The sequence below is a fragment of the Sphingobium sp. PNB genome (assembly GCF_019873065.1).
In the GTDB taxonomy this organism is placed as follows: Bacteria; Pseudomonadota; Alphaproteobacteria; order Sphingomonadales; family Sphingomonadaceae; genus Sphingobium; species Sphingobium fuliginis.
This window is the reverse complement of the sequence record NZ_JAINEZ010000019.1, coordinates 16,985-36,241: the sequence shown is the minus strand read 5'-3', so window position 1 is coordinate 36,241 and position 19,257 is coordinate 16,985. Positions and strand designations below refer to the sequence as shown.

Here is a 19,257-nt window from a genome sequence, read left to right as displayed (position 1 = left end):
GCAGGGCCAGATGACGGGAAAGTGCATGTGCCGCCGTTTTTTGGAGGACCTTTTTCCGACCCTATCTCTCGCGCATGGCTTCCTTGGCCTTGTTGATCGGCTTCATCAGATAATCGAGCACGGTCTTGCGGCCGGTGCGGATTTCGACCGTCGCGACCATGCCGGGCATGATGGCGTGGTCCTTGCCGTCTTTGGTCCGCAGGCTGGAATGCCGGGTGCGGACATAGACGCGGTAGAAGACCTGATCGCGATTGACCTCATCCTGCAGGGTGTCGGGGGAGATGCGGTCGACCGTGCCGTCCAGCGTACCGTAGATGGACGGATCATAGGCGGTGATCTTGACCGTCGCGGGCAACCCCGGACGAATGAAGGCGATGTCGCGCGGGCTGATGCGCGCTTCGATGAGCAGCTTGTCCTCCAGCGGCACGATCTCCATCAGCGAACCGCCGGGCTGGAGCACGCCGCCAATGGTCGTCACCTCCAGATTCTTGACGATCCCCCGCACCGGAGAGGTCAAGATGGTGCGGTTCAACTGATCGCGCCGGCCGCTCATCACCTGATCGACCACTTCCAGTTCGGCCTTCGTCTTCGCATAATCGTCATTGGCCTCGATGATGAACTGGTTGCGCAGGGAATCGAGCTTGGCCTGCAGTTCATTTTCCTGCCGCTGGAGCTGGATGACCTCGACCTTGTTGGCCGCGCCCAGTTCGACCAGTGGCGTGGTCATCTGAAGCTGGCGGCGGACGAGCGCGAGCGATTCCCGCAGGCTGGCCGTGGCGACCTGAAGATTCTGGCGCCGGGAACGGAGCAGTTCCATCTCCCGCTCGACCAGTCCCGGAGTCTGGCGGACCTCCGCGCTGAACCGGGGCTCTCCGCCAGTGATCTCCGCCTCCAGCCGGGCTGCCGCGGCCTCCAGCGAGCGCGCCTTGGCGACGGACTCGCCCAGGGTGGAACTGAACCGCGCGCGGTCGAGCGTCGCCAGCTTCTGGCGCGGCTGGACGATGTCCCCTTCATGGACGAAGATGCCGTCGACGATGCCGCCTTCCAGGCTCTGGATGACCTGGGAACGCGACGGAGGCGTCACCTTGCCGGGACCGACCGCGACTTCGTCCAGCGTGCCGAACCACGCCCAGACCAGAAAGGCCGTCACGCCCAGGGAAATGATGGGAATGACCCTCAGCTTCTCCGCGAAGGCCAGCCAGTCGCTCTCCTTCCCGGCCGCATCGCGCAGCAGGGGGGACGCCGTCTTCGTTTGCGTCGTCATGCCTGTGCCCCTCCCGTGACGCGGGCGCCGGCCCTGGGCCCGGCCAGCGTGGCGATCACCTTGTCCCTGGGGCCGTCCATGACCACCGCACCGCGCTCTATCACGATGATGCGATCGACCAGTCCGAGCAGTCCCGACCGGTTGGTCGTGACGATCAGCGTGCGGTCCCCCAGCCATTGGCTGAGTTCGCGCACCAGATGCCGCTCGCTATTCTCGTCCAGCGGCGCGGATGGCTCGTCCAGCAGCAGGATATTGCCCTTGCGCAGCAAGGTGCGGGCAAGCAGCAGCGTCTGGCGCTGGCCGCCCGAAAGGCCTGCGCCGCCCTCCTGCAACAGGAGGTCGAGACCCTGAGACTGGTTCTGGACGAGCGGCAGGCCACCCGTGACGGCCAGCGCCGCCACTATATCCTCGTCGCTGGCATGGGGAGCGCCGACCAGCAGGTTCTCGCGTATGGTGCCCAGGAACAGTTGCGCGCCCTGCCCCAGATAGCCCGTTTCCCTGCGAATGTCGGCCGGGTTGATCAGCGCCATGCTCGTGCCGTCGAGCAACAGCTTGCCGGAGGTCGGTCGCGCCAGCCCCGAAAGCTGGCGAAGCAATGTCGACTTGCCCGCGCCGATCTTGCCCAGCAGGGCGATCCGTTCCCCCTGCCGGATCGAGAGCCGGTCGATCCTCAATACCGCCGGCGATTCCGCGTCATAGGCATAGAGGAGATTTTCGATCTCATAATTGCCGCGCAACAGGGTGCGGCGGAGGAGCCCCGCTTCGGGATCGTGATCCACGGGCTTTTCCATGATGTCGTTGAGCGCGCCAATGGCGACCTTCGCGCTCTGCCAGCGGGTGAAGACCTGCCCCAGCGGCACGAACAGCACCAGCGCGCGGCTGGTGAGGATGGAACAGGCGATGAGCGCGCCCATGGTCATATCGCCGTCCATCACCCGATAGGCCCCGGCGACGACCACCGCCGTATAGGCAAGCTGCTGCAGGGTCTGGGACCAGTTGGAAAACAGGGCGGCGAAGAAGCGCTGCTCCGCCCCGACGCGGGCGCCGGTCACGGTGAACCGTTCCCATAGGGACTGGAAGCGCGGCTCAGCCTGCGCGGTCTTGATCTCGTCGATGCGCTCTATGGATTCCACGAGCATGGCGTTGCGCAGCGCGGCTTCCCGCATGCCCTCCTTCGCCAGCCGCCCAAGGGGAATTTGCAGGAGAAGCCCCGGCACGACGATGAGGATGAGCGCCGCCACCAGCACGAAGGTCAGCGGCCCCGCCAGCATGGTGAACAGCGCCAGGAAGAGGATGATGAAGGGCAGGTCGACCAGCGCGGACACGGTGGTGGAGGTCAGCAGTTCCCGTATCTGCTCTATGTCGCGCAACTGGGCGATGAAGGCGCCGGTCGACTTGGGCCGCGCATCGTTGCGGATGTCGAGCGCGCGGGCGAATATCCTGGAGGAGATCGCAAGGTCGGCCCGCCGTCCGATCCGGTCCACCACCACCACCCGGGAGGTGCGCAGCAGCAGTTCGAGCAGCAGCGCCATCAGCGTCCCCAGCGCAAGCACCCAAAGCGTGGGGATCGACCGGGCGGGAATGACGCGGTCCCATACCTGCATGGCGAAGAGCGACGTGCCGAAGGTCAGCAGATTGCCGAAAAGCGAGGCGAGCACGATCTCCCCATAGCCGCGCCGGTCGCTGAGCACCGTGTCCCAGAACCAGGACCGCCTGCTTTTGCGGAGGAAGGCGTCGATACGGGCATCACGCGCCCTGGTCGAAAGCGCCTCCACCAAACCGGCGCGGCCCGTCGCCTTCTCCGCAAATTCGGCGCGCGGGATTTCGAGCATGGTCTGGCCCGACAATCCGGGTACCGAAAACAGGACGCTGTCGGCGCCGCGCCGGTGGAGGACGGCAACCACCCCTTCGCGCATTTCGAACAGGGCCGGCAGCATCATGTCCGGCACCTCGTCGGGCCGGACATCGATCAGGTCGAGCTGGATTCCGGACAGCCGGGCCGCCTGCCGCAATTCGTCGCGCGGGTCGCCCTCATGGCCGGACCATGCCAGCCGGCCGGTCAGTTCCGCCTCCGTCAACCCTATCCCTTTCAGGCCGGCAAGCGCGACGATGGCCGCGATCCAATTGCGTCCTGAGCCGATTTCCCGATCAGCCATCGCCATCGTCCTGTGTCATGCTGGAGGGCAGGCCAAGCGATTGCCGAAGCTGGCCGAAGACATTCTCATATTGGACCCGCGCACCCAATATGTCGTATTCCGCCGCGATCCTGGCGCTCGCCGCGCGGTAGATTTCCAGTTCGGCATTCAGCAGTTCAGTGAGGCTGCGCTTGCCGAGCTTATATTCCTCCAGGAAGATCGCGCTGGCATCGACGGCCTGCTGTTCCTGGCGGCGATAGGCCCGGATGCGCAGATAACCGCCCCTGATCTGCTCCCGCGCGGCGAGCGCCCGGCCGCGGATGTCGAGGATCGTCGACTCCTTCGTCGCCTGCGCGGCGCGACGGTCCTCCTCGGCCGCCTTCACGGCATAACGGTTGGACCGGCGAACCAGGTCGCCGGTCACCGTCACCATGGCGGAAAAGGCGTCGTCCCTGTTGTTGTAGGTATAATTGTTACGGCTGTAGCCAAGCTGGATGCCAAGGCGCGGGAAGCGCTCGGCCCGCGCCTGCCCTACCCGCGCCGATGCCGCCTGTTCGGCCTGTTCGACGGCGGCCACGGCAGGCAATGTGGCGAAATCAGGCTCCCCGTCATGGGACGCGAACCGTTCGATCGCCTGCGCCGGATCGTCATAGGCCTCCGGCATGACGCCGATGAGATTGGCCAACGTCACCTTGGCCGCCGTCAGCGACGATCCGGCCTGGATCTGGTCGCCGCGGGCGCTTTCCACCCGCACATCGGCCAGCAACAGGTCGGAACGATCGGAAAGCCCGGCATCCACCCGCAACTGGATCAGCATCTGGAGATGCTCCAGCGACTGGACATGCTTTGCGGTTTCGAGTTCCAGCAGCTCGAACCGCTTCACGTCGAGATAGGCTAGCGCGCCTGTCTCCGCCAACTGGTCGGCCGCCGATTCCAGTTCGAACCGGCGCTGCTTCTCGGTCGAGCGGGCATAGCCGATCTCTCCCTTCGTCCGGCCGAAATCCCAGGCAAGCTGGTTGAGCGTCAGGCTGGGCCCCGCCATATTGTCGTTGAGGCCGGAGCCGCTTTTGCCCGATAGCATATTGGGCCCCAGATTGGCCTGATAGGAAAGCTGCGGCGTCCACAGGCTGCGCGCCGCCCCCAGATCGGCCCGCCCCCGGGCCAATGTGGCGCGGGCGCGGGCGAGATCGGGATGGCGGGCAAGCGTCAGCCCGACCGCATCGGCAAGGCCGATCCTGCTGCCATGGGCTGGAGGGGGATCGGCGACGGGATCGGCGGGCGCGGCGGAACCGGCACCGGCATGGAGCGCTTCCGCCAGGGCAAAGCCAAGGAGCATGAGAATCTTCCCGGCCAAGGGCGGGAAAATCCCTTTCCGCTTCCGCATCAGTGGCCCCTCTCCCACCCCTGCCCTCTGGCAGGTGACGGCATCAAACCACCACCAGCACGGGATCTTCGATGAGCACGGTCGTGGTTCCCAGACTATATTGCTCATAGGCGTGGTTATCGACCAGCGCCTGGCCGACATGGACCGCGCCGGTCATGGTCACGCTGTCGTTATTCTCGCCCGTGATGATGAGTTGCCGGTTCGCATCCGTCGCCTGGATGATGCCGGCCTCCGTCAAGGTGAGGCTGTGTCCGGTATCGCCCACGCCCAGGTCGATCCGTTCCATATTGCGGATATTGGTCGCCGCATCGAGGTTCAGCGACACGCTGCTGTCGCCGCGGACGAGCAGCGCATCAGCGCCCGCCCCGCCGTCGATCAGCGTATCGGCCGCGTCGAACAGCAATATGTCGTTCCCGGTGCCGCCGTCCAATGTGTCGGCGCCGGCCCCACCGCGCAATATGTCGTTGCCGCCGCCGCCCTGGAGAATATCGGCGCCGCCATAGCCGTAGAGATGCTCATTGGCGGCGGTGCCGGTCAATATGTTGACGCCGGCCGTGCCCTCCAAAATGGTCGGATCGCTGCTGCCGCCAAGCAGGGTGTTGAGCAGATTGGCGTCGAGCAGACTGGCCGCATTGTCCGTCCGCGACGCGCCGGCCGTATCGGTCGCCGTGATGCTGATGCCTGACAGCAGGTTCACGTTGAGACCAAGCGGTGAATTGAAATGCACCGCCCTCAGCAATTCGTTGATGGCCATATTGTCGATCGGCCCGCCATCCAGCGCCGTTATCGTCATGGTCGAGGAGATGGTGGAGACGGGCGTCCCCAGCACGGTCACGAACTGGTTGTTGACGTTGACCGCAAGGCCGAGTTCGGTCGCCAGATCCTGCGACACGGTGAAGACCTGCGTGCCGACGGTCAGCAGGGGCGTAAAGTCCAGCACGACGCTTTGCAGGCTGTTCTCCGGATCGATCGCCACGAAGGCCTGGCTGCCGATGTCGAGCAGGCCCAGGGCTTCTGCACTGACAAGCCCCAGCAGGCTGCTGTCCGATGCCAGGACGATGGGCGCGTCGTTGACGTTCGTGATGGTGATCGGCTGGGCGGCCGTGGAGCCCACATTGCCGACCGCATCCACTACGCGCACGTCCACCACATGGCCGCCGGCGCCGAGCGTGCCGGGACCGTAGGACCAGCTGGTGCCGCTGGTCGCCGCCTGCGTCCAGGTAGCGCCGCCATCCAGGCTGACCTCGACCCGCTCCCCGCCGGCCAGCGGTGCGCTCAGCGTGCCTGTGATGGTCGGGGACGTATCGTCGGTGGCCCAGTCGCCCACCACCTGCGTGTCGTCGCGCAGGGCCGTGATCGCGACCGTGGCGGCCGGGGCGACCGTATCGATGGCTATGGCATAGGGCGCCGACGCCAGGCCCGCATTGCCCACGGCATCCGTCACGACAGCGGTGAAGCTGTGCGGTCCATTGCCCAAGGGCGTTGTCGGCGTGAAATTCCAGTTGCCCGATCCATCCGCCGTTGCGGTGCCCAGCAGCGTGCCGCCATCATAGACGGAAACGTTGGCGTTCGCCTCCGCGCCTGTTCCCGAAATGGTCGGCGTCGTGTCGTCCGTCGCCCCTCCCAGAGCCACCGCCCCCAGCACCGAGCCCACATTGTCGCTGACGCCGGTAATCGTCGGCGCGGCCGGGACGGTGAGGTCTATCGTCAGCGCATAAGGCGCCGAGGCAATGCTGGCATTGCCTGCTGCGTCGACGCCAACGGCGGTGAAGCTGTGCGGCCCCTCGCCCAGCGGAGCGGTGGGCGTGAAATCCCAGTTGCCCGAAGCGTCCGCCGTCGCCGTGCCCAGCAGGGTGCTGCCGTCATAGATCGAAACGGTCCCGTTCGCTTCCGCACCGGTTCCGGAAAGGGTCGGCGTCGTGTCGTCGGTCGACCCTCCCGAAATCACGCCGCCTAGGATCGAACCGGCATTGTCGCTGGCCCCGGTGATCGTCGGCACGGGCGGCACGGTCAGGTCTATCGTGACCGCATAGGCCGCCGAAGCGAGGCTGACATTGCCCGCCGCATCGGTCGCCGTGGCGGTGAAGCTGTGCAAGCCCTCGCCCAGCGGCGTGGTCGGCGTGAAGCTCCAATTGCCCGAAGCATCCGCCGTCGCCGTACCCAGCAGGATATTGCCGTCGTAGATCGAGATGCTTGCGTTCGCCTCCGCGCCAGTTCCGGAGAGAGTGGGCGTGGTGTCGTCAGTCGTTCCGCCCGAGATCACGCCGCCAAGGACCGAACCCGCATTGTCGGTCATGCCGGTGATCGTCGGAATGGAGGCGACGGTATCGACGGTCAAGACATAGGCCGCTGAAGCCGCGCTCTCATTCCCCGCCGCATCCGTGGCCGTGACGGTGAAGCTGTGCGAACCCGCACCCAGCGGCGTGGTCGGCGTGAAGCTCCAATTGCCCAAAGCGTCCGCCATCGCCGTGCCGAGCAGGGTGCTGCCGTCATAGACCGAAATAATGGCATTCGCCTCGACCCCGAGTCCCGACAGGGTAGGCGTCGCATCGTCCGTGATCCCGCCATTGGCGACAGGGCCGAGGATCGACCCGGCATCGTCGGCCACCGCCGCTATCGACGGCACCGCAGGCGGCGTGGTGTCGAGGCCGGTATTGACGGTCACTGCACCGGCAAGCGAGCTATTGCCCGCGGCATCGGTCGCAATCGCGTTGACGACCGTTCCATTCGCCAGCGGGGAAGCCAGGGTGATGCTCCAATCGCCCGAGGCGTCCGCGGTCGTGGTCTCATCGAACACGCCATCGCCATCGGTGTCGAGGTCGATGATCGCGCCGGCTTCCGCGATACCCGATAGCGTGGTTCCGTCGGAGGGGGCCAGAATCGGCGCGGCCGGAGCGCTGGTGTCGACGGTCAGCACATAGGCGGCAGACGCCGCGCTGACATTGCCTGCCGCGTCGGTCGCCGTGACGGTGAAGCTGTGCGCCCCCTCGCCCAGCGGCGCGGTGGGCGCGAAGCTCCAGTTGCCCGAACCGTCCGCGCTCGTCGTACCCAGCAAGGTGCTGCCGTCGTAGACGGAGACAATGGCATTCGCCTCCACGCCCGTTCCCGAGAGGGTCGGAACCGTGTCATCCGTGCTGCCGCCATTGGCGATGGGGCCCAGGATCGCGCCGACATCATCGGCTACGCCGCCAATTCCGGGAATGGCTGGAGGAGTCGTATCCAGACCTGTATCGACGGTCACCGTATCGGGGGTGGAGCTGTTGCCTGCCGCATCGGTAGCGATGGCGGTCACCACCGTTCCATTTGCGAGCGGCGATGCCAGCGTAATGCTCCAATCGCCCGATGCGTCCACCGTCGTCGTCTCGTCGGATATGCCGTCACCGTCGGTATCCAGAGCGATGGTCGCTCCAGCCTCCGCAGTGCCCGATATTGTCGTGCCGTCGGTCGGGGCAAGCACAGGCGTTGCCGGAGCACTGGTATCGACGGTCAGGACATAGGCAGCCGATGCCGCGCTGACATTGCCCGCCGCGTCGGTTGCCGTGACGGTCAGGCTATGCGTTCCCTCACCCAGCGGCGCGGTGGGGGTGAAGTTCCAGTTGCCCGAACCGTCCACCGCGGCCGTGCCCAGCAGCGTGCCGCCGTCGTAAACGGAGACGATGGCATTCGCTTCGACGCCGGTTCCGGACAGCGTTGGCGTCATGTCATCCGTGCTGCCGCCATTGGCGACAGCGCCAAGGATCGCGCCGACATCGTCGGCTACGGCGCCAATGGTCGGAATGGCGGGGGGCGTAGTGTCGAGTCCGGTATCGACAGTCACCGTATCGGGCGTGGAGCTGTTGCCCGCCGCATCCGTGGCGATGGCGCTGATCACCGTACCGTTCGCCAGCGGCGAAGCCAAGGTGATGCTCCAGTCGCCCGATGCATCCGCGACCGTCGTCGCATCGGACAGGCCGTCGCCATCCGTGTCGAGATCGATGGTCGCCCCGGCCTCCGCCGAGCCCGAAACCGTCGTCCCGTCGGTAGGCGCGAGCAGCGGCGCAGCCGGGGCGCTGGTGTCGACGGTCAGGACATAGGCGGCGGACGCCGCGCTGACATTGCCCGTCCCATCCGTCGCCGTGACGGTGAAGCTGTGCGTCCCTTCCAACAGTGGCGTGGTGGGCGTGAAGTTCCAGTTGCCGGAGGTGTCTGCAACGACTGTCCCAAGCAAGGCGCCGCCGTCATAGACAGAGACGATGGCGTTCGCCTCTACTCCGCTTCCCGACAGCGTCGGCGTCGTATCATCCGTGCTGCCCCCATTGGCGACAGGGCCGGTCGTCGTGCCGGCATCGTCGACTACAGTGCCCACCACGGGGATCGCAGGCGCAGTGGCGTCGACCACGACCGTCGCAGGGGACGATGTGTTGCCGGACGGATCGGTCGCAACGACCTCCACCGTCGTGCCGTCGGCAATGGGTGTCGCCGGCACATGGCTCCAATTGCCTTGGTCATCGACAGGAACCGTCGTGTCGATAGTGCCGTCGCCATCGCTATCGATGCCGGCAGTCGCGCCGGGCTCCGCCGTTCCGGTCAATTCGGTCCCGTTGCTCGGATCGACGAGCGGAGCGGCGGGGGGCACGGCGTCAATGTCGATGCTGGCAGGCGCGGAGCTGTTTCCCACCGCATCGGTCGCAACGGCCGTCACCGTCGTCCCATCTGGAATCGGCGTCGAAGGCGTATAGTTCCAGTTACCGGACGCATCGGCCGTGGTCGTCGCATCGACGTCGCCGTCGCCATCCAGATCCAGCCCGATCGTGGCCCCTGCCTCAGCCGTACCGCCGAGCGCCGTGCCGTTGCTGGAATTGATCACCGGCGCCGGCGGAGCGGCCGCGTCCACCGTCACGCTGGTCGATGGCGACGCATTGCCCGCAGCATCCACTGCCGTTACCCGCACCGTCACGCCATCGCCGATGGGCGTGGCCGGCGTATAGCTCCACCGGCCGGCATTGTCAGCGGTGGCCGTCGCATCGACCGAGCCGTCGCCATTGACGTCGATGCGCACCGTCGAACCCGCTTCCGCAGAGCCCGACAAGCTACGGCCATTTGTCGGCGCCACGGTCGGCGCTGCGGGGGGGTGCTATCCACAGCCGCCCCGCCATCCGACCCGCCGCCACCACCGCCGCCGCCAGCGGCAGCCGCGACGCCGATGCCGGCTGCCACCGCCCCCAATCCCGCCAGCAGGCCGCCGCTCAGGCCCCCCGCAGCGCCTGCGGGGGCGAAGGAATAGCTCAGGGCTTCGGTGGTCGTGTCGGTGGGCAGATAGCAGGCTTCGCTGCCCAGATCGGTCAGCCACTGCTGCCCATTGCCTGGTTCGAGGAAAATAAGGTCGGCAATGTCTCCCGGCGGACAATTGAAAGAACCCTCCAGCCGGACCGCCGTACCGTCGGCAAAATGCAGGATCAGATCATCCCCTTCACGCAGCATCGCCGTCACCTCGCTGCGCGCAGCCGTCACCTTAATCGCTGAGCCGCCCTGGGCCTGGATCACGGCATTTTGTTGCTGAACGACGTGGGTTTGGGTTGCACCCGTCTGACGAACGGTGATGTCGATGCGCTTGTCCATGGACTACCTCCCTTGCAGAAAAGGTCGAATTCCAAAGACAATAGAAAGTTCCATAACAGTTTAGCAAAAACTTTTAATGTTACTTAATGTTACTTACTGTTATTAATTATTTACAATATCGATCATATGTTTATTTTTTTGCGTTATATTCAAGATATTACATTATATATGTTCATTCTTTATTTATATAAAATCGATATTGAAATATTATAACAATTTTTCCAGTTTATTTACTATAGGTTTTGCAAGATGCTCAGGTAATGGTGATTTTATCTTGGATTTACAGCAATTCGGATTGTAGCCGTCGGCAATGTTGCACTTGAAAACCCGCATGCCCGCCAGCGCAAGGACCGGGCAAAAATGTGGCGGAGCCAAAATCGCACATCTCGCAACAGCTCTGCCAAGGCGGAATGATTGGCGGTTTTTCCCGTAGGCGAAAGACAAAACTTGCTGTAAAACAACGCAAAATCACAAATCGGGCAGCATGGCGGTTTTCCCGTCATGATGCCCAAAAGGAGTTTGGAGGGAGTTTCGCGTGAACAAGCGCTTCGACCATCGCGCGTTCACTCTAGCCGGGGCGGAGACATGCAGCACTCCATCCAGAGAAACGCTCATGAGCGTGGCCAGCTTCACCCAGGACACGACTTTGGCCGAACTGCTCGGCGAGGAATTGGAAGCGCATTCGATCGCGCTGTCGCATCACATGACCGGCGACTGCATCTTGCCGCAGATGGCGGCGGCCTCCGTGGACGTGGCGATCGTCGACGATCATGACGGCTGGAGCCGGACGCTCTCGCTCATACAATCTCTCCGCGCCGCGACGCCGGTGGGCATCATCCTTCTTTCCGAGCGGACGGCCAGGGACGATCGTCTTCTCGCCCTGTCACTGGGAGCCGATCACGTCCTGGCCAAACCGCTCGACATGGCCGAACTGCTGGCCATCCTCCGCAACATGTCGCGTTTTGCGGCAGCCGGACGGCATTCGCCCCGTGTGGATGAGGAAAATGACAGTTGGACGCTCGACCATGTGCACTGGCGCCTCATCGCGCCCAGTGACGAAGGCATAAACCTGTCGACGTCCGAATTCGCCGTGCTCAGCCGGCTGATGGACAATCCCGGCATCGAGCAGCCCCGCGAACAGCTCGCGCAACATCTTCATGCCCGCAGAAGCGCCGGAAACATGCGGGCGCTGGACGTCCTGATCTCCAAGCTGCGCGCCAAGGTCGAGCGCGAAACCGGACGGTCCCTGCCGCTGCGTTCGGCCCGCGGCATCGGATATGTCTTCGTCGGCGCCGTGACGGCATCCAGGGCAGCCCAGCTTCAAGCCCCTGCCGACAGGACAGCAAACGGCTATGTCCTCCGGACCGACGACAGGTGATCGCAATCTTGCGATCCATCTCTGCGCCGGCATGATCGATGCACGACAGGGGCGGCCGTCAGAGCCGCCCCTGTTGCGGCAATGCCTTAGAGCCAATCGACATTCAGCCCTGACGGCCTGCAAATGACGCTTTTCCGTGCTTCCGGTGCTCACCTACTTTGAGTAGGCTGCGCTCCGGGTCACGGAAAACCACCATTTTACCTTCGGTGGCCTTCGGCTCGGCTCGTCATCTTCTGAATGTCCATTGGCTCTAGGGCGCCTTGGCTGCTTCGGCCGCGGCGAGCACCCTCAGGACATTTCCGGACCAGATCTTCTGGACGTCCGCCTCGCTATAGCCCGCCTTGAGCAGGGCGGCGGTGATCCGGGGCAGGTCGACCACATCCTCCAGCCCGACGACGCCGCCGCCGCCATCCCAGTCCAACCCGATGCCGACATGGTCCGGCCCCACCACCTTCAACGCATGGAGCATGTGCGCCATGAAATCGTCGAAGGTCGCCCGGTCCGTCTCCGGATAGAGCCGGTCGATCTCCTGCCGCTTCGCCAGCAGTTCGGCGCGCTTTTCGGGCGACAGCTTGGCATCCTCGCGCAACTGGCCGAACAGCGCCTTCAGCGCTTCCTGCCGCTGCGGGTTGGGCTTGGATGCGCGCAGATAGGCGCCATAGGCGTTCATCTGGATCACCCCGCCCTTTGCGGCCAGCGCCTTCAGATGTTCATCGTCGATGTTGCGCGGATGGTCGTAAATCGCCTTGCACCCGGAATGGGTCAGCAGCACCGGCGACGTGGAAAGCGCCAGCAGATCGTCCAGCACCTGATCGCTGCTGTGCGACGCATCCGGGACGATGCCGAGGCGGTTCATCTCCTTCAGCAGTTCCTTGCCCAGCGGGCTGAGGCCGCCATAGCGCGGCTTCTTCGACGGATCGGTCGAACTGTCCGCGAACTGGTTATGCGCGAAATGAGCGAAGCCCGACACGCGAACGCCCATGTCGTAGAAGGTCTTGAGCAGTGACACGTCCTCGCCCAGCGGGTAGGCGTTTTCGATGGACATGAAGACGACCCGCTTGCCGGACGCCGCAATGGGCGCGGCATCCTTGGCCTCCAGCGCCAGCGTGAAATTCGCCGGGTCCGCCGCGACCATCTCGCGGATCGAGACCCCGCGCAGCAGCGCGAAGTCGCGCGATTTGCGGAACCCTTCCTCCGTCAACGGCCCCTGCGGCGTGTAGATCGCCCAGAAACCGCCGTCGAGGCCGCCCTTCTTCATGCGCGGCAGGTCGACCTGGGTATAGTCGCTATGAACCCCATGCTCCTCCTCGATCGACCAGCCCGGCAGGTCGAGCGAGGCAGGCGTATCGAGATGACTGTCGAGCGTCAGCATTTTCTGGTGAAGCTGATAGACCTTCTTCGGCACCTCCTGCGCCTGCACTGCAATGGGGAGCAGCGCCACCAGCGCCGCCCCCGCCATCATCCTTTTCCGCATCAAATCTCGCCCGAAATGGTGAACTGGAAAGTGCGTGGGGACAATGGCCGGAAGTTGCCATCACCCTGCACCGACGGCGAGATATAGGATAGTGTATCCTTGTCGAAAATATTGTCGACGTTGAAACGCGCCTTGACGCTTTTGAGCGGTCCAACGCTGAATCCGTCGCCAATATCGACATAGGCGCTGAACACGGTGTAGCCCGGCACGCTCGATCCCGGAGTATTAACGAATGTCGACCAGCGCTTGCTGGTATATTTGCCTGAGAAATTAGCCACCAACCAGCTTGCCGGCTCCACTGTCAAGCCGCCGCTGACGATCCATTTGGCGCTGTCGGGCAGAAACTTGCCCGCAATTGGGATGACAGTGGAACCGATGATGTCATCCTTGAACTTGGCATTATTATAGGTGACGTTCAGATTGCCATAGGCCAACCCGTCTAGGAAGGCCGGTTTGTAAGTGCCGGCAAATTCCACACCATAGGAACGTACCCGACCAACATTCTGGAAGAAGGTCTCAGTCGATTGGCCGCCGCCGGGCACGAAGCTGGTGATCGACTGAATACGGTTGTCGAACTTTGTGTAGAAGGCCGCCAACGACGCATAAACCTGTCCCTGGTTGGTACGTATACCCAGTTCCATATTCTTCGATCGTTCGGGCTCGGGTTGCGGCACCAAGGCTGATGTATTGGGGCGGGTCACCGAATAGATGTCGTCCATGCCTTTGGGCAGCGCCATATTTTCGGCATAGGAGGCGAAGACCTGCGTCCGGCCGTCAATTTTGTAGAGCAAGCCCACCATGGGCAAGAACAGATCCTTGTAATGAGCGGTGTTGGCCTGTGGTCCCCATCCCGCAATGCCCCGGGTGTTGAGACCCGTTCCGGTGGTGCGATAATAATCGTCAAAGTCCCTATAGCCGCGCTGGACATAGTCCATCACCAGCCCCTTAAAGCCGAGATCGATGATCAGTCGTTCGTCGGCGACCTTCAGTGTGTCCTTTAGGAATACTTGCAAGATGTCGCGCTTGGATCGGTAGTTCCGGCGCAGATAAACCAGCTCGTTCAGATTGGGTGCACTGTCAGGAGCGCCATCGACCGTGTTATAGCGGGCCTGGGTACGGTGATATTTATCCGTTTCAGCCCAGATTCCCGCTTCCACCGCATTGCTGCCGATTTCCCAATGCAGCTTGCTGGTGATGCCATAGCGATCCCCGCCCACGCCCGAGAGCCCATATTGAACGCCCTTCGGTGCGGTGACGGGCAGGCCAGCGTCGGCCTGATAGCGATAGCGCAAATAGCTGTTGAGCAGGGCTCCGGTTGTCCCTCGAGTCGTGCTGCCATAGGCATCCGGCGATACACCGTAGCCGTCCTTGTCTTCCCAATAGAGAGTCGATTCGGCCCAGACGCCATCAGCTATACCGGCGTGGAATGTCGCACCATAAAGCTTGTCCTTACGAACGTTGATGGCAAGATTATACACGGCGGTATATGCGCTATTAGAATAATAGATGCCGGACGCCGTCGGCCCGAAACCTGTGGTCGTATTCGGCACATTTTCGATATAGGCGTAATCCCTTCCGCACTGCCCCAGCGCGTTGCGCGTTACGCAATTATATTGGCCCCGCGAAATGGTAGGCGAGTCATAGTCGAAGAAGTCGTTCGACACGAATTTGAACCGCGCCCAGCTATCGCCGCCGAGGTCGGCATGGACCTGCGCCTCCCAATGTTCACGGTCGACCGATCCGGGGCCGCGCCACAGGTCGCTGTCCAGCTTCGTGCGGCTGACATAGGCCTTGAACGGTCCCACCCGCCCAGTGCTCGCGCGGATGAAGGTGCGCTTCATGTCGAAGTCGCCGAAGCTTTGGGAAACGAACAGGCCCATCTCGTCCTGCGGCGCGATGCTGTTATATTGGACGACAGGGCCCAATGTCGAATAGCTGGGCAAGCCGACGTCGCCTGCGCCGATGGCGGCTTCCACAACGCCCAGATTCTCATTGTCGACATAGCGGAAAACCGGGCTGCCGCCGAAGGCGTCGCTGCGTCCCGTGGGAATGCCGTCCACCACGAAACCGATCTGATCGAGGTTGAAGGCACGGGTCTGGACGCTGTTGCCGAACTCGTAGAGGCCGAGAGCGCCGTCGGTCTGCACGTTGAAGCCGGGCAGTTGCTCAAGCATCTTCAGGCCCGAAATACCGGAGGGCGCCGACAGCAAGGCCTCGCGCGTGACCGCCACCACATTGCTCACCTTATCCTCACCGATCGCTTCCGATGACTGGGAAATGCGGCGGCCGGTAACGGTGATTGTGCCGGCATCGTCTTCCGCATCGGGCTCCTGCGCCCAGGCATGGGGTGAGACAAGACCGACACAACAGGAAAGCAGCAATGCGGCACGACGGACGGACAAGAACTTTTGCATAAATGGCTCCCTTTCGGCCCTTTTCGGGCAATTATGGGCCGATCAGGCATGCACCGCGCCACGGGGCGCAGTGCGACATCTCTCCACATGACGGACAGGCCGGACGCATCGCTGCGCCCAGCCGATTTCTCAGTTTTCTTGTGAAACGAAATGATGGTGAAAATCCGCCAGGGACAAATGAGTAATTCTCATTCCGCAACGAATTTTCATGCACCGCTGTCCGCCGCATCCCGCCTTGCGCGGGAAAATGCGTCCAGCCCCTTCTAAAGCCTCACCCTGTTCAGGCGCAGCGCATTGCCGACGACGCTGACCGACGACAGAGCCATAGCCGCAGCCGCGATCACAGGGGACAGCAGGATGCCGAACAGAGGATAGAGCAGACCTGCGGCGATCGGCACGCCAGCGGCGTTGTAGATGAAGGCGAAGAACAGGTTCTGGCGGATGTTCGACATGGTCGCCTGACTGAGCGCCCGTGCACGGACTATGCCGGTAAGGTCGCCCTGAAGCAGCGTCACTCCGGCGCTTTCGATCGCCACATCGGTGCCCGACCCCATGGCGATCCCGACATCGGCGGCCGCCAGTGCCGGAGCATCGTTCACGCCGTCCCCCGCCATCGCGACGACATGGCCCTCGCTCCTGAGCCGGGCGACCACGGCGCTTTTCTGGTCCGGCAGAACCTCTGCCTCCACCTGATCGATCCCCAGCCGCCGGGCGACCGCCTGCGCCGTGGTGCGATTGTCGCCGGTCAGCATCACGACGGCGACGCCCTTCCCCCGCAGCGCAGCCAGCGCCTCCGCCGTCGTCCGCTTCACCGCATCGGCAATCGCGAAGATGCCCGCGACGGTCCCGTCGACACCGATGAAAATGGCGGTCGCGCCGTCATGGCGCAGGGCATCGGCCTGCCCGGCCAATGCTTCCGCCGAAACGCCATATTCCTCGAGGAAGCGGGCATTGCCGAGCAATATCCGCTTGCCCTCGACCATGCCGACCGCTCCCTTGCCCGTGGGGGAATCGAACTGTTCCACCTGCGGCGGCGCCAATCCCCGCGCCTCCGCGGCAATGACGATCGCCTGCGCCAGGGGGTGCTCGGACGCCCGCTCCACCCCGGCGGCGAGCCGAAGCAGCGCATCCTCTTCAAAGCCTGGAGCCGCGACGATGCCGGTGAGCGACGGCTTGCCCTCCGTAAGTGTGCCGGTCTTGTCGACGACCAGCATGTCGACCTTTTCCATCCGTTCCAACGCCTCGGCATTCTTGATCAGCACGCCAAGCCCCGCGCCGCGACCGATGCCCACCATGATCGACATGGGCGTGGCCAGTCCAAGGGCGCAGGGGCAGGCGATGATCAGCACGGCCACCGCGACGATCAGGCCATGGGCGAAGCGCGGCTCCGGCCCCCAGATCGCCCAGGCGACAAAGGCGACCGCAGCGATCAACAGCACGGCAGGGACGAACCATCCTGCCACCTGGTCCGCCAGGCGCTGGATCGGCGCGCGGGATCGCTGTGCATCCGCGACCATCCGCACGATGCGGGCGAGCATGGTGTCCCGACCGACCTTCTCCGCCCGGACGACAAGCTGGCCGCTGCGGTTGAGCGTGCCGCCGATCACATGATCACCGGCAGTCTTGGTGACGGGCATGGATTCGCCGGTCACCATGGATTCATCGATGGCGGAACTGCCTTGCTTGACCAGGGCGTCGACCGGCACCTTCTCACCAGGGCGGATGCGCAGCCGGTCGCCGGGCGTGACCCGATCCACCGCCATCTCCTCGTCGCTGCCATCCTCGCGCAGGCGCCTGGCTGTCTTCGGCGCCAGGTCGAGCAGCGCCCTGATCGCACCGGAAGTACGCTCCCGCGCCCGCAATTCCAGGCATTGGCCAAGCAGCACCAGCACGGTGATCACCGCTGCCGCTTCGAAATAGACCGGAACGGTCCCGTTTTCCCGGAAGGCCTCGGGAAACAGGCCGGGCGCCAGCGCCCCCACCATGCTATAGGCCCATGCCACGCCAGTGCCCATCGCGATCAGCGTGAACATGTTGAGCTTGCGCGTCCGCAGCGACTGCCATCCCTTTTCGAAAAAGGGCCGGCCGCCCCACAGCACCACCGGCGTGGCAAGCAGGAGCTGCAACCAGATGGAAAGGCGGTCGGACACAAGGTGATGGAGCGGCGGAAAGAGGTGCCCGCCCATTTCAAGCACGAACACCGGAATGGCCAGCAGCAGGCTGATGCGGAAACGGCGGGTCATGTCGGTCAGTTCGGCACCGTCGCCCGCCTGGGCAACGGGAACCTCAGGCTCCAGCGCCATGCCGCAGAGCGGGCAGGCGCCGGGATGGTCCCGCCGCACTTCCGGATGCATGGGACAGGTCCAGACGATGGCCGGCGCGTCCGTTTGCGGCACGATGTTCTTCCGATCCGGTTCGACAGCAGACATCAGATCCCGTTCCCTTGACCTTGCGCGACGATGCCGCGGCCCACGACTGTAGACGCCATGGCTGGATCGGCAGAAATCTCGACGGGCGGCGTCTGCGCGTCCATCAGGATAACTACGGACTCCTTCGGTCATGATATGATCTATGGGTGACGAAGAAGGCGCAAGGGAGGCTTTCCATGCAACAGATGGTCGCGATGCAGATCGATGCCCCAGGCCGACCGCTGCGTAAAATCACCCGCGCCGTGCCCGAACCGGATATTGGGGAACTGCTGGTCGAAGTTACCGCCTGCGGCGTGTGTCGGACCGACCTGCATGTGCTGGACGGCGAGATCCCGGCCCATTATCCGATCATAGCGGGACATGAGATCGTCGGCCGCATCGCCGTCGTCGGGCCGCAGGTGGACGGCTTCGCCCCTGGCCAGCGGGTGGGCATTCCCTGGCTGGGGCATACATGCGGCCAATGCGCCTATTGCCGAACGGACCGGGAAAATCTCTGCGACGCGCCCCTGTTCACCGGGGCGACCCGGGATGGCGGCTATGCCACCCATGCGATCGCGGATGCCCGCTACTGCTTCGTCCTGCCGGACCGCTTTTCCGATGTGGAGGCCGCCCCACTGCTCTGCGCCGGCCTGATCGGCTGGCGCGCGTTGCGGCTTACGGGCGATGCGCCGACCATCGGGCTCTATGGCTTCGGCGCGGCGGCGCATATCCTGGCGCAGGTCGCGCAGGCGCAAGGACGCACCGTCCACGCCTTCACCCGGGATGGCGATGAGGAAGGACAGGCTTTCGCGCGATCGCTTGGCTGCGCCTGGGCAGGCGGCTCGTCGCAGGTTCCGCCGACGCCCCTTGACGCCGCCCTGATCTTCGCACCCGTGGGCGATTTGGTGCCCCTCGCACTGCGGGCCGTTCGCAAGGGCGGCAGGGTCGTGTGCGCGGGCATCCATATGAGCGACATCCCCGCCTTCCCCTATGCGGATTTGTGGGAAGAGAGGATGCTGCTCTCCGTCGCCAATCTGACGCGGGAGGACGGCATCTCGTTCTTCGAAATGGCAGGCCGGACCGACCTGCGCATCATGACGGAAAGCTTTCCGCTGGACGATGCGGGCGAAGCGCTCCGCCGCCTGCGGACCGGCAGGGTGAAAGGCGCGGCGGTGATCGTTCCACCCCGGATCGCCTGACGC

10 protein-coding genes and 1 pseudogene are annotated in these 19,257 nt (G+C 64.0%); 2 read left to right on the top strand and 9 right to left on the bottom strand.

Annotation, left to right across the window (positions count from 1 at the left end):
- Nucleotides 1-61: 61 nt before the first annotated feature.
- From K7W03_RS08990 to K7W03_RS27755, 6 genes and pseudogenes are all read right to left on the bottom strand, one after another.
- Nucleotides 62-1,264, bottom strand: coding sequence for an HlyD family type I secretion periplasmic adaptor subunit (locus K7W03_RS08990; protein ID WP_082166337.1), 1,203 nt, complete (start codon nt 1,262-1,264; stop codon nt 62-64).
- Nucleotides 1,261-3,420 carry a type I secretion system permease/ATPase gene (locus K7W03_RS08985; protein WP_222886105.1) on the bottom strand — a complete coding sequence of 720 codons (2,160 nt, stop codon included), beginning with the start codon at nt 3,418-3,420 and terminating at the stop codon, nt 1,261-1,263. Before K7W03_RS08985 ends, K7W03_RS08990 begins: the two co-directional genes overlap by 4 nt.
- Nucleotides 3,413-4,735, bottom strand: a complete 1,323-nt coding sequence (locus tag K7W03_RS08980) for a TolC family protein (protein WP_222886104.1) — start codon at nt 4,733-4,735, stop codon at nt 3,413-3,415. The genes K7W03_RS08985 and K7W03_RS08980 overlap by 8 nt, the downstream gene beginning before the upstream one ends.
- A gap of 91 nt (nt 4,736-4,826) precedes the next feature.
- On the bottom strand, nt 4,827-5,537 hold the full coding sequence (locus K7W03_RS27760; RefSeq protein ID WP_226869951.1) for a calcium-binding protein: 711 nt from the start codon (nt 5,535-5,537) through the stop codon (nt 4,827-4,829).
- A gap of 339 nt (nt 5,538-5,876) precedes the next feature.
- Nucleotides 5,877-9,830 (bottom strand): annotated as a pseudogene (locus K7W03_RS08975) (Ig-like domain-containing protein); the annotation flags it as partial.
- On the bottom strand, nt 9,716-10,381 hold the full coding sequence (locus K7W03_RS27755; protein ID WP_226869947.1) for a BapA prefix-like domain-containing protein: 666 nt from the start codon (nt 10,379-10,381) through the stop codon (nt 9,716-9,718). The gene K7W03_RS27755 and the pseudogene K7W03_RS08975, both read right to left, overlap by 115 nt.
- A 613-nt stretch (nt 10,382-10,994) precedes the next feature.
- On the opposite strand from K7W03_RS27755, the gene K7W03_RS08970 reads away from it, so the two are divergent.
- On the top strand, nt 10,995-11,759 hold the full coding sequence (locus K7W03_RS08970) for a response regulator transcription factor (RefSeq protein ID WP_222886103.1): 765 nt from the start codon (nt 10,995-10,997) through the stop codon (nt 11,757-11,759).
- Between the two features lie 250 nt (nt 11,760-12,009).
- Here K7W03_RS08970 and K7W03_RS08965 read toward each other — a convergent pair whose 3' ends face one another.
- The 3 genes from K7W03_RS08965 to K7W03_RS08955 all read right to left on the bottom strand — a co-directional run bounded on the left by K7W03_RS08965 (nt 12,010) and on the right by K7W03_RS08955 (nt 18,208).
- Nucleotides 12,010-13,233, bottom strand: a complete 1,224-nt coding sequence (locus tag K7W03_RS08965; RefSeq protein ID WP_044661932.1) for a dipeptidase — start codon at nt 13,231-13,233, stop codon at nt 12,010-12,012.
- Nucleotides 13,233-15,647, bottom strand: coding sequence for a TonB-dependent receptor (locus K7W03_RS08960; RefSeq protein ID WP_222886102.1), 2,415 nt, complete (start codon nt 15,645-15,647; stop codon nt 13,233-13,235). The genes K7W03_RS08965 and K7W03_RS08960 overlap by 1 nt, the downstream gene beginning before the upstream one ends.
- Nucleotides 15,648-15,910: 263 nt before the next feature.
- Nucleotides 15,911-18,208 (bottom strand): copper-transporting P-type ATPase, encoded by a 2,298-nt coding sequence (locus K7W03_RS08955; RefSeq protein ID WP_413469323.1) that lies wholly within the window; start codon nt 18,206-18,208, stop codon nt 15,911-15,913.
- 44 nt (nt 18,209-18,252) lie between these two features.
- On the opposite strand from K7W03_RS08955, the gene K7W03_RS08950 reads away from it, so the two are divergent.
- Nucleotides 18,253-19,254 carry a zinc-dependent alcohol dehydrogenase family protein gene (locus tag K7W03_RS08950; RefSeq protein ID WP_413469322.1) on the top strand — a complete coding sequence of 334 codons (1,002 nt, stop codon included), beginning with the start codon at nt 18,253-18,255 and terminating at the stop codon, nt 19,252-19,254.
- Nucleotides 19,255-19,257: the final 3 nt, after the last annotated feature.

Coding starts and splice junctions, on each gene's coding strand:
- K7W03_RS08990 (WP_082166337.1), bottom strand. CDS start 1,264: ATGACGACGCAAACGAAGACGGCGTCCCCCCTGCTGCGCGATGCGGCC.
- K7W03_RS08985 (WP_222886105.1), bottom strand. CDS start 3,420: ATGGCTGATCGGGAAATCGGCTCAGGACGCAATTGGATCGCGGCCATC.
- K7W03_RS08980 (WP_222886104.1), bottom strand. CDS start 4,735: ATGCTCCTTGGCTTTGCCCTGGCGGAAGCGCTCCATGCCGGTGCCGGT.
- K7W03_RS27760 (WP_226869951.1), bottom strand. CDS start 5,537: ATGGCCATCAACGAATTGCTGAGGGCGGTGCATTTCAATTCACCGCTT.
- K7W03_RS27755 (WP_226869947.1), bottom strand. CDS start 10,381: ATGGACAAGCGCATCGACATCACCGTTCGTCAGACGGGTGCAACCCAA.
- K7W03_RS08970 (WP_222886103.1), top strand. CDS start 10,995: ATGAGCGTGGCCAGCTTCACCCAGGACACGACTTTGGCCGAACTGCTC.
- K7W03_RS08965 (WP_044661932.1), bottom strand. CDS start 13,233: ATGCGGAAAAGGATGATGGCGGGGGCGGCGCTGGTGGCGCTGCTCCCC.
- K7W03_RS08960 (WP_222886102.1), bottom strand. CDS start 15,647: ATGCAAAAGTTCTTGTCCGTCCGTCGTGCCGCATTGCTGCTTTCCTGT.
- K7W03_RS08955 (WP_413469323.1), bottom strand. CDS start 18,208: ATGACCGAAGGAGTCCGTAGTTATCCTGATGGACGCGCAGACGCCGCC.
- K7W03_RS08950 (WP_413469322.1), top strand. CDS start 18,253: ATGCAACAGATGGTCGCGATGCAGATCGATGCCCCAGGCCGACCGCTG.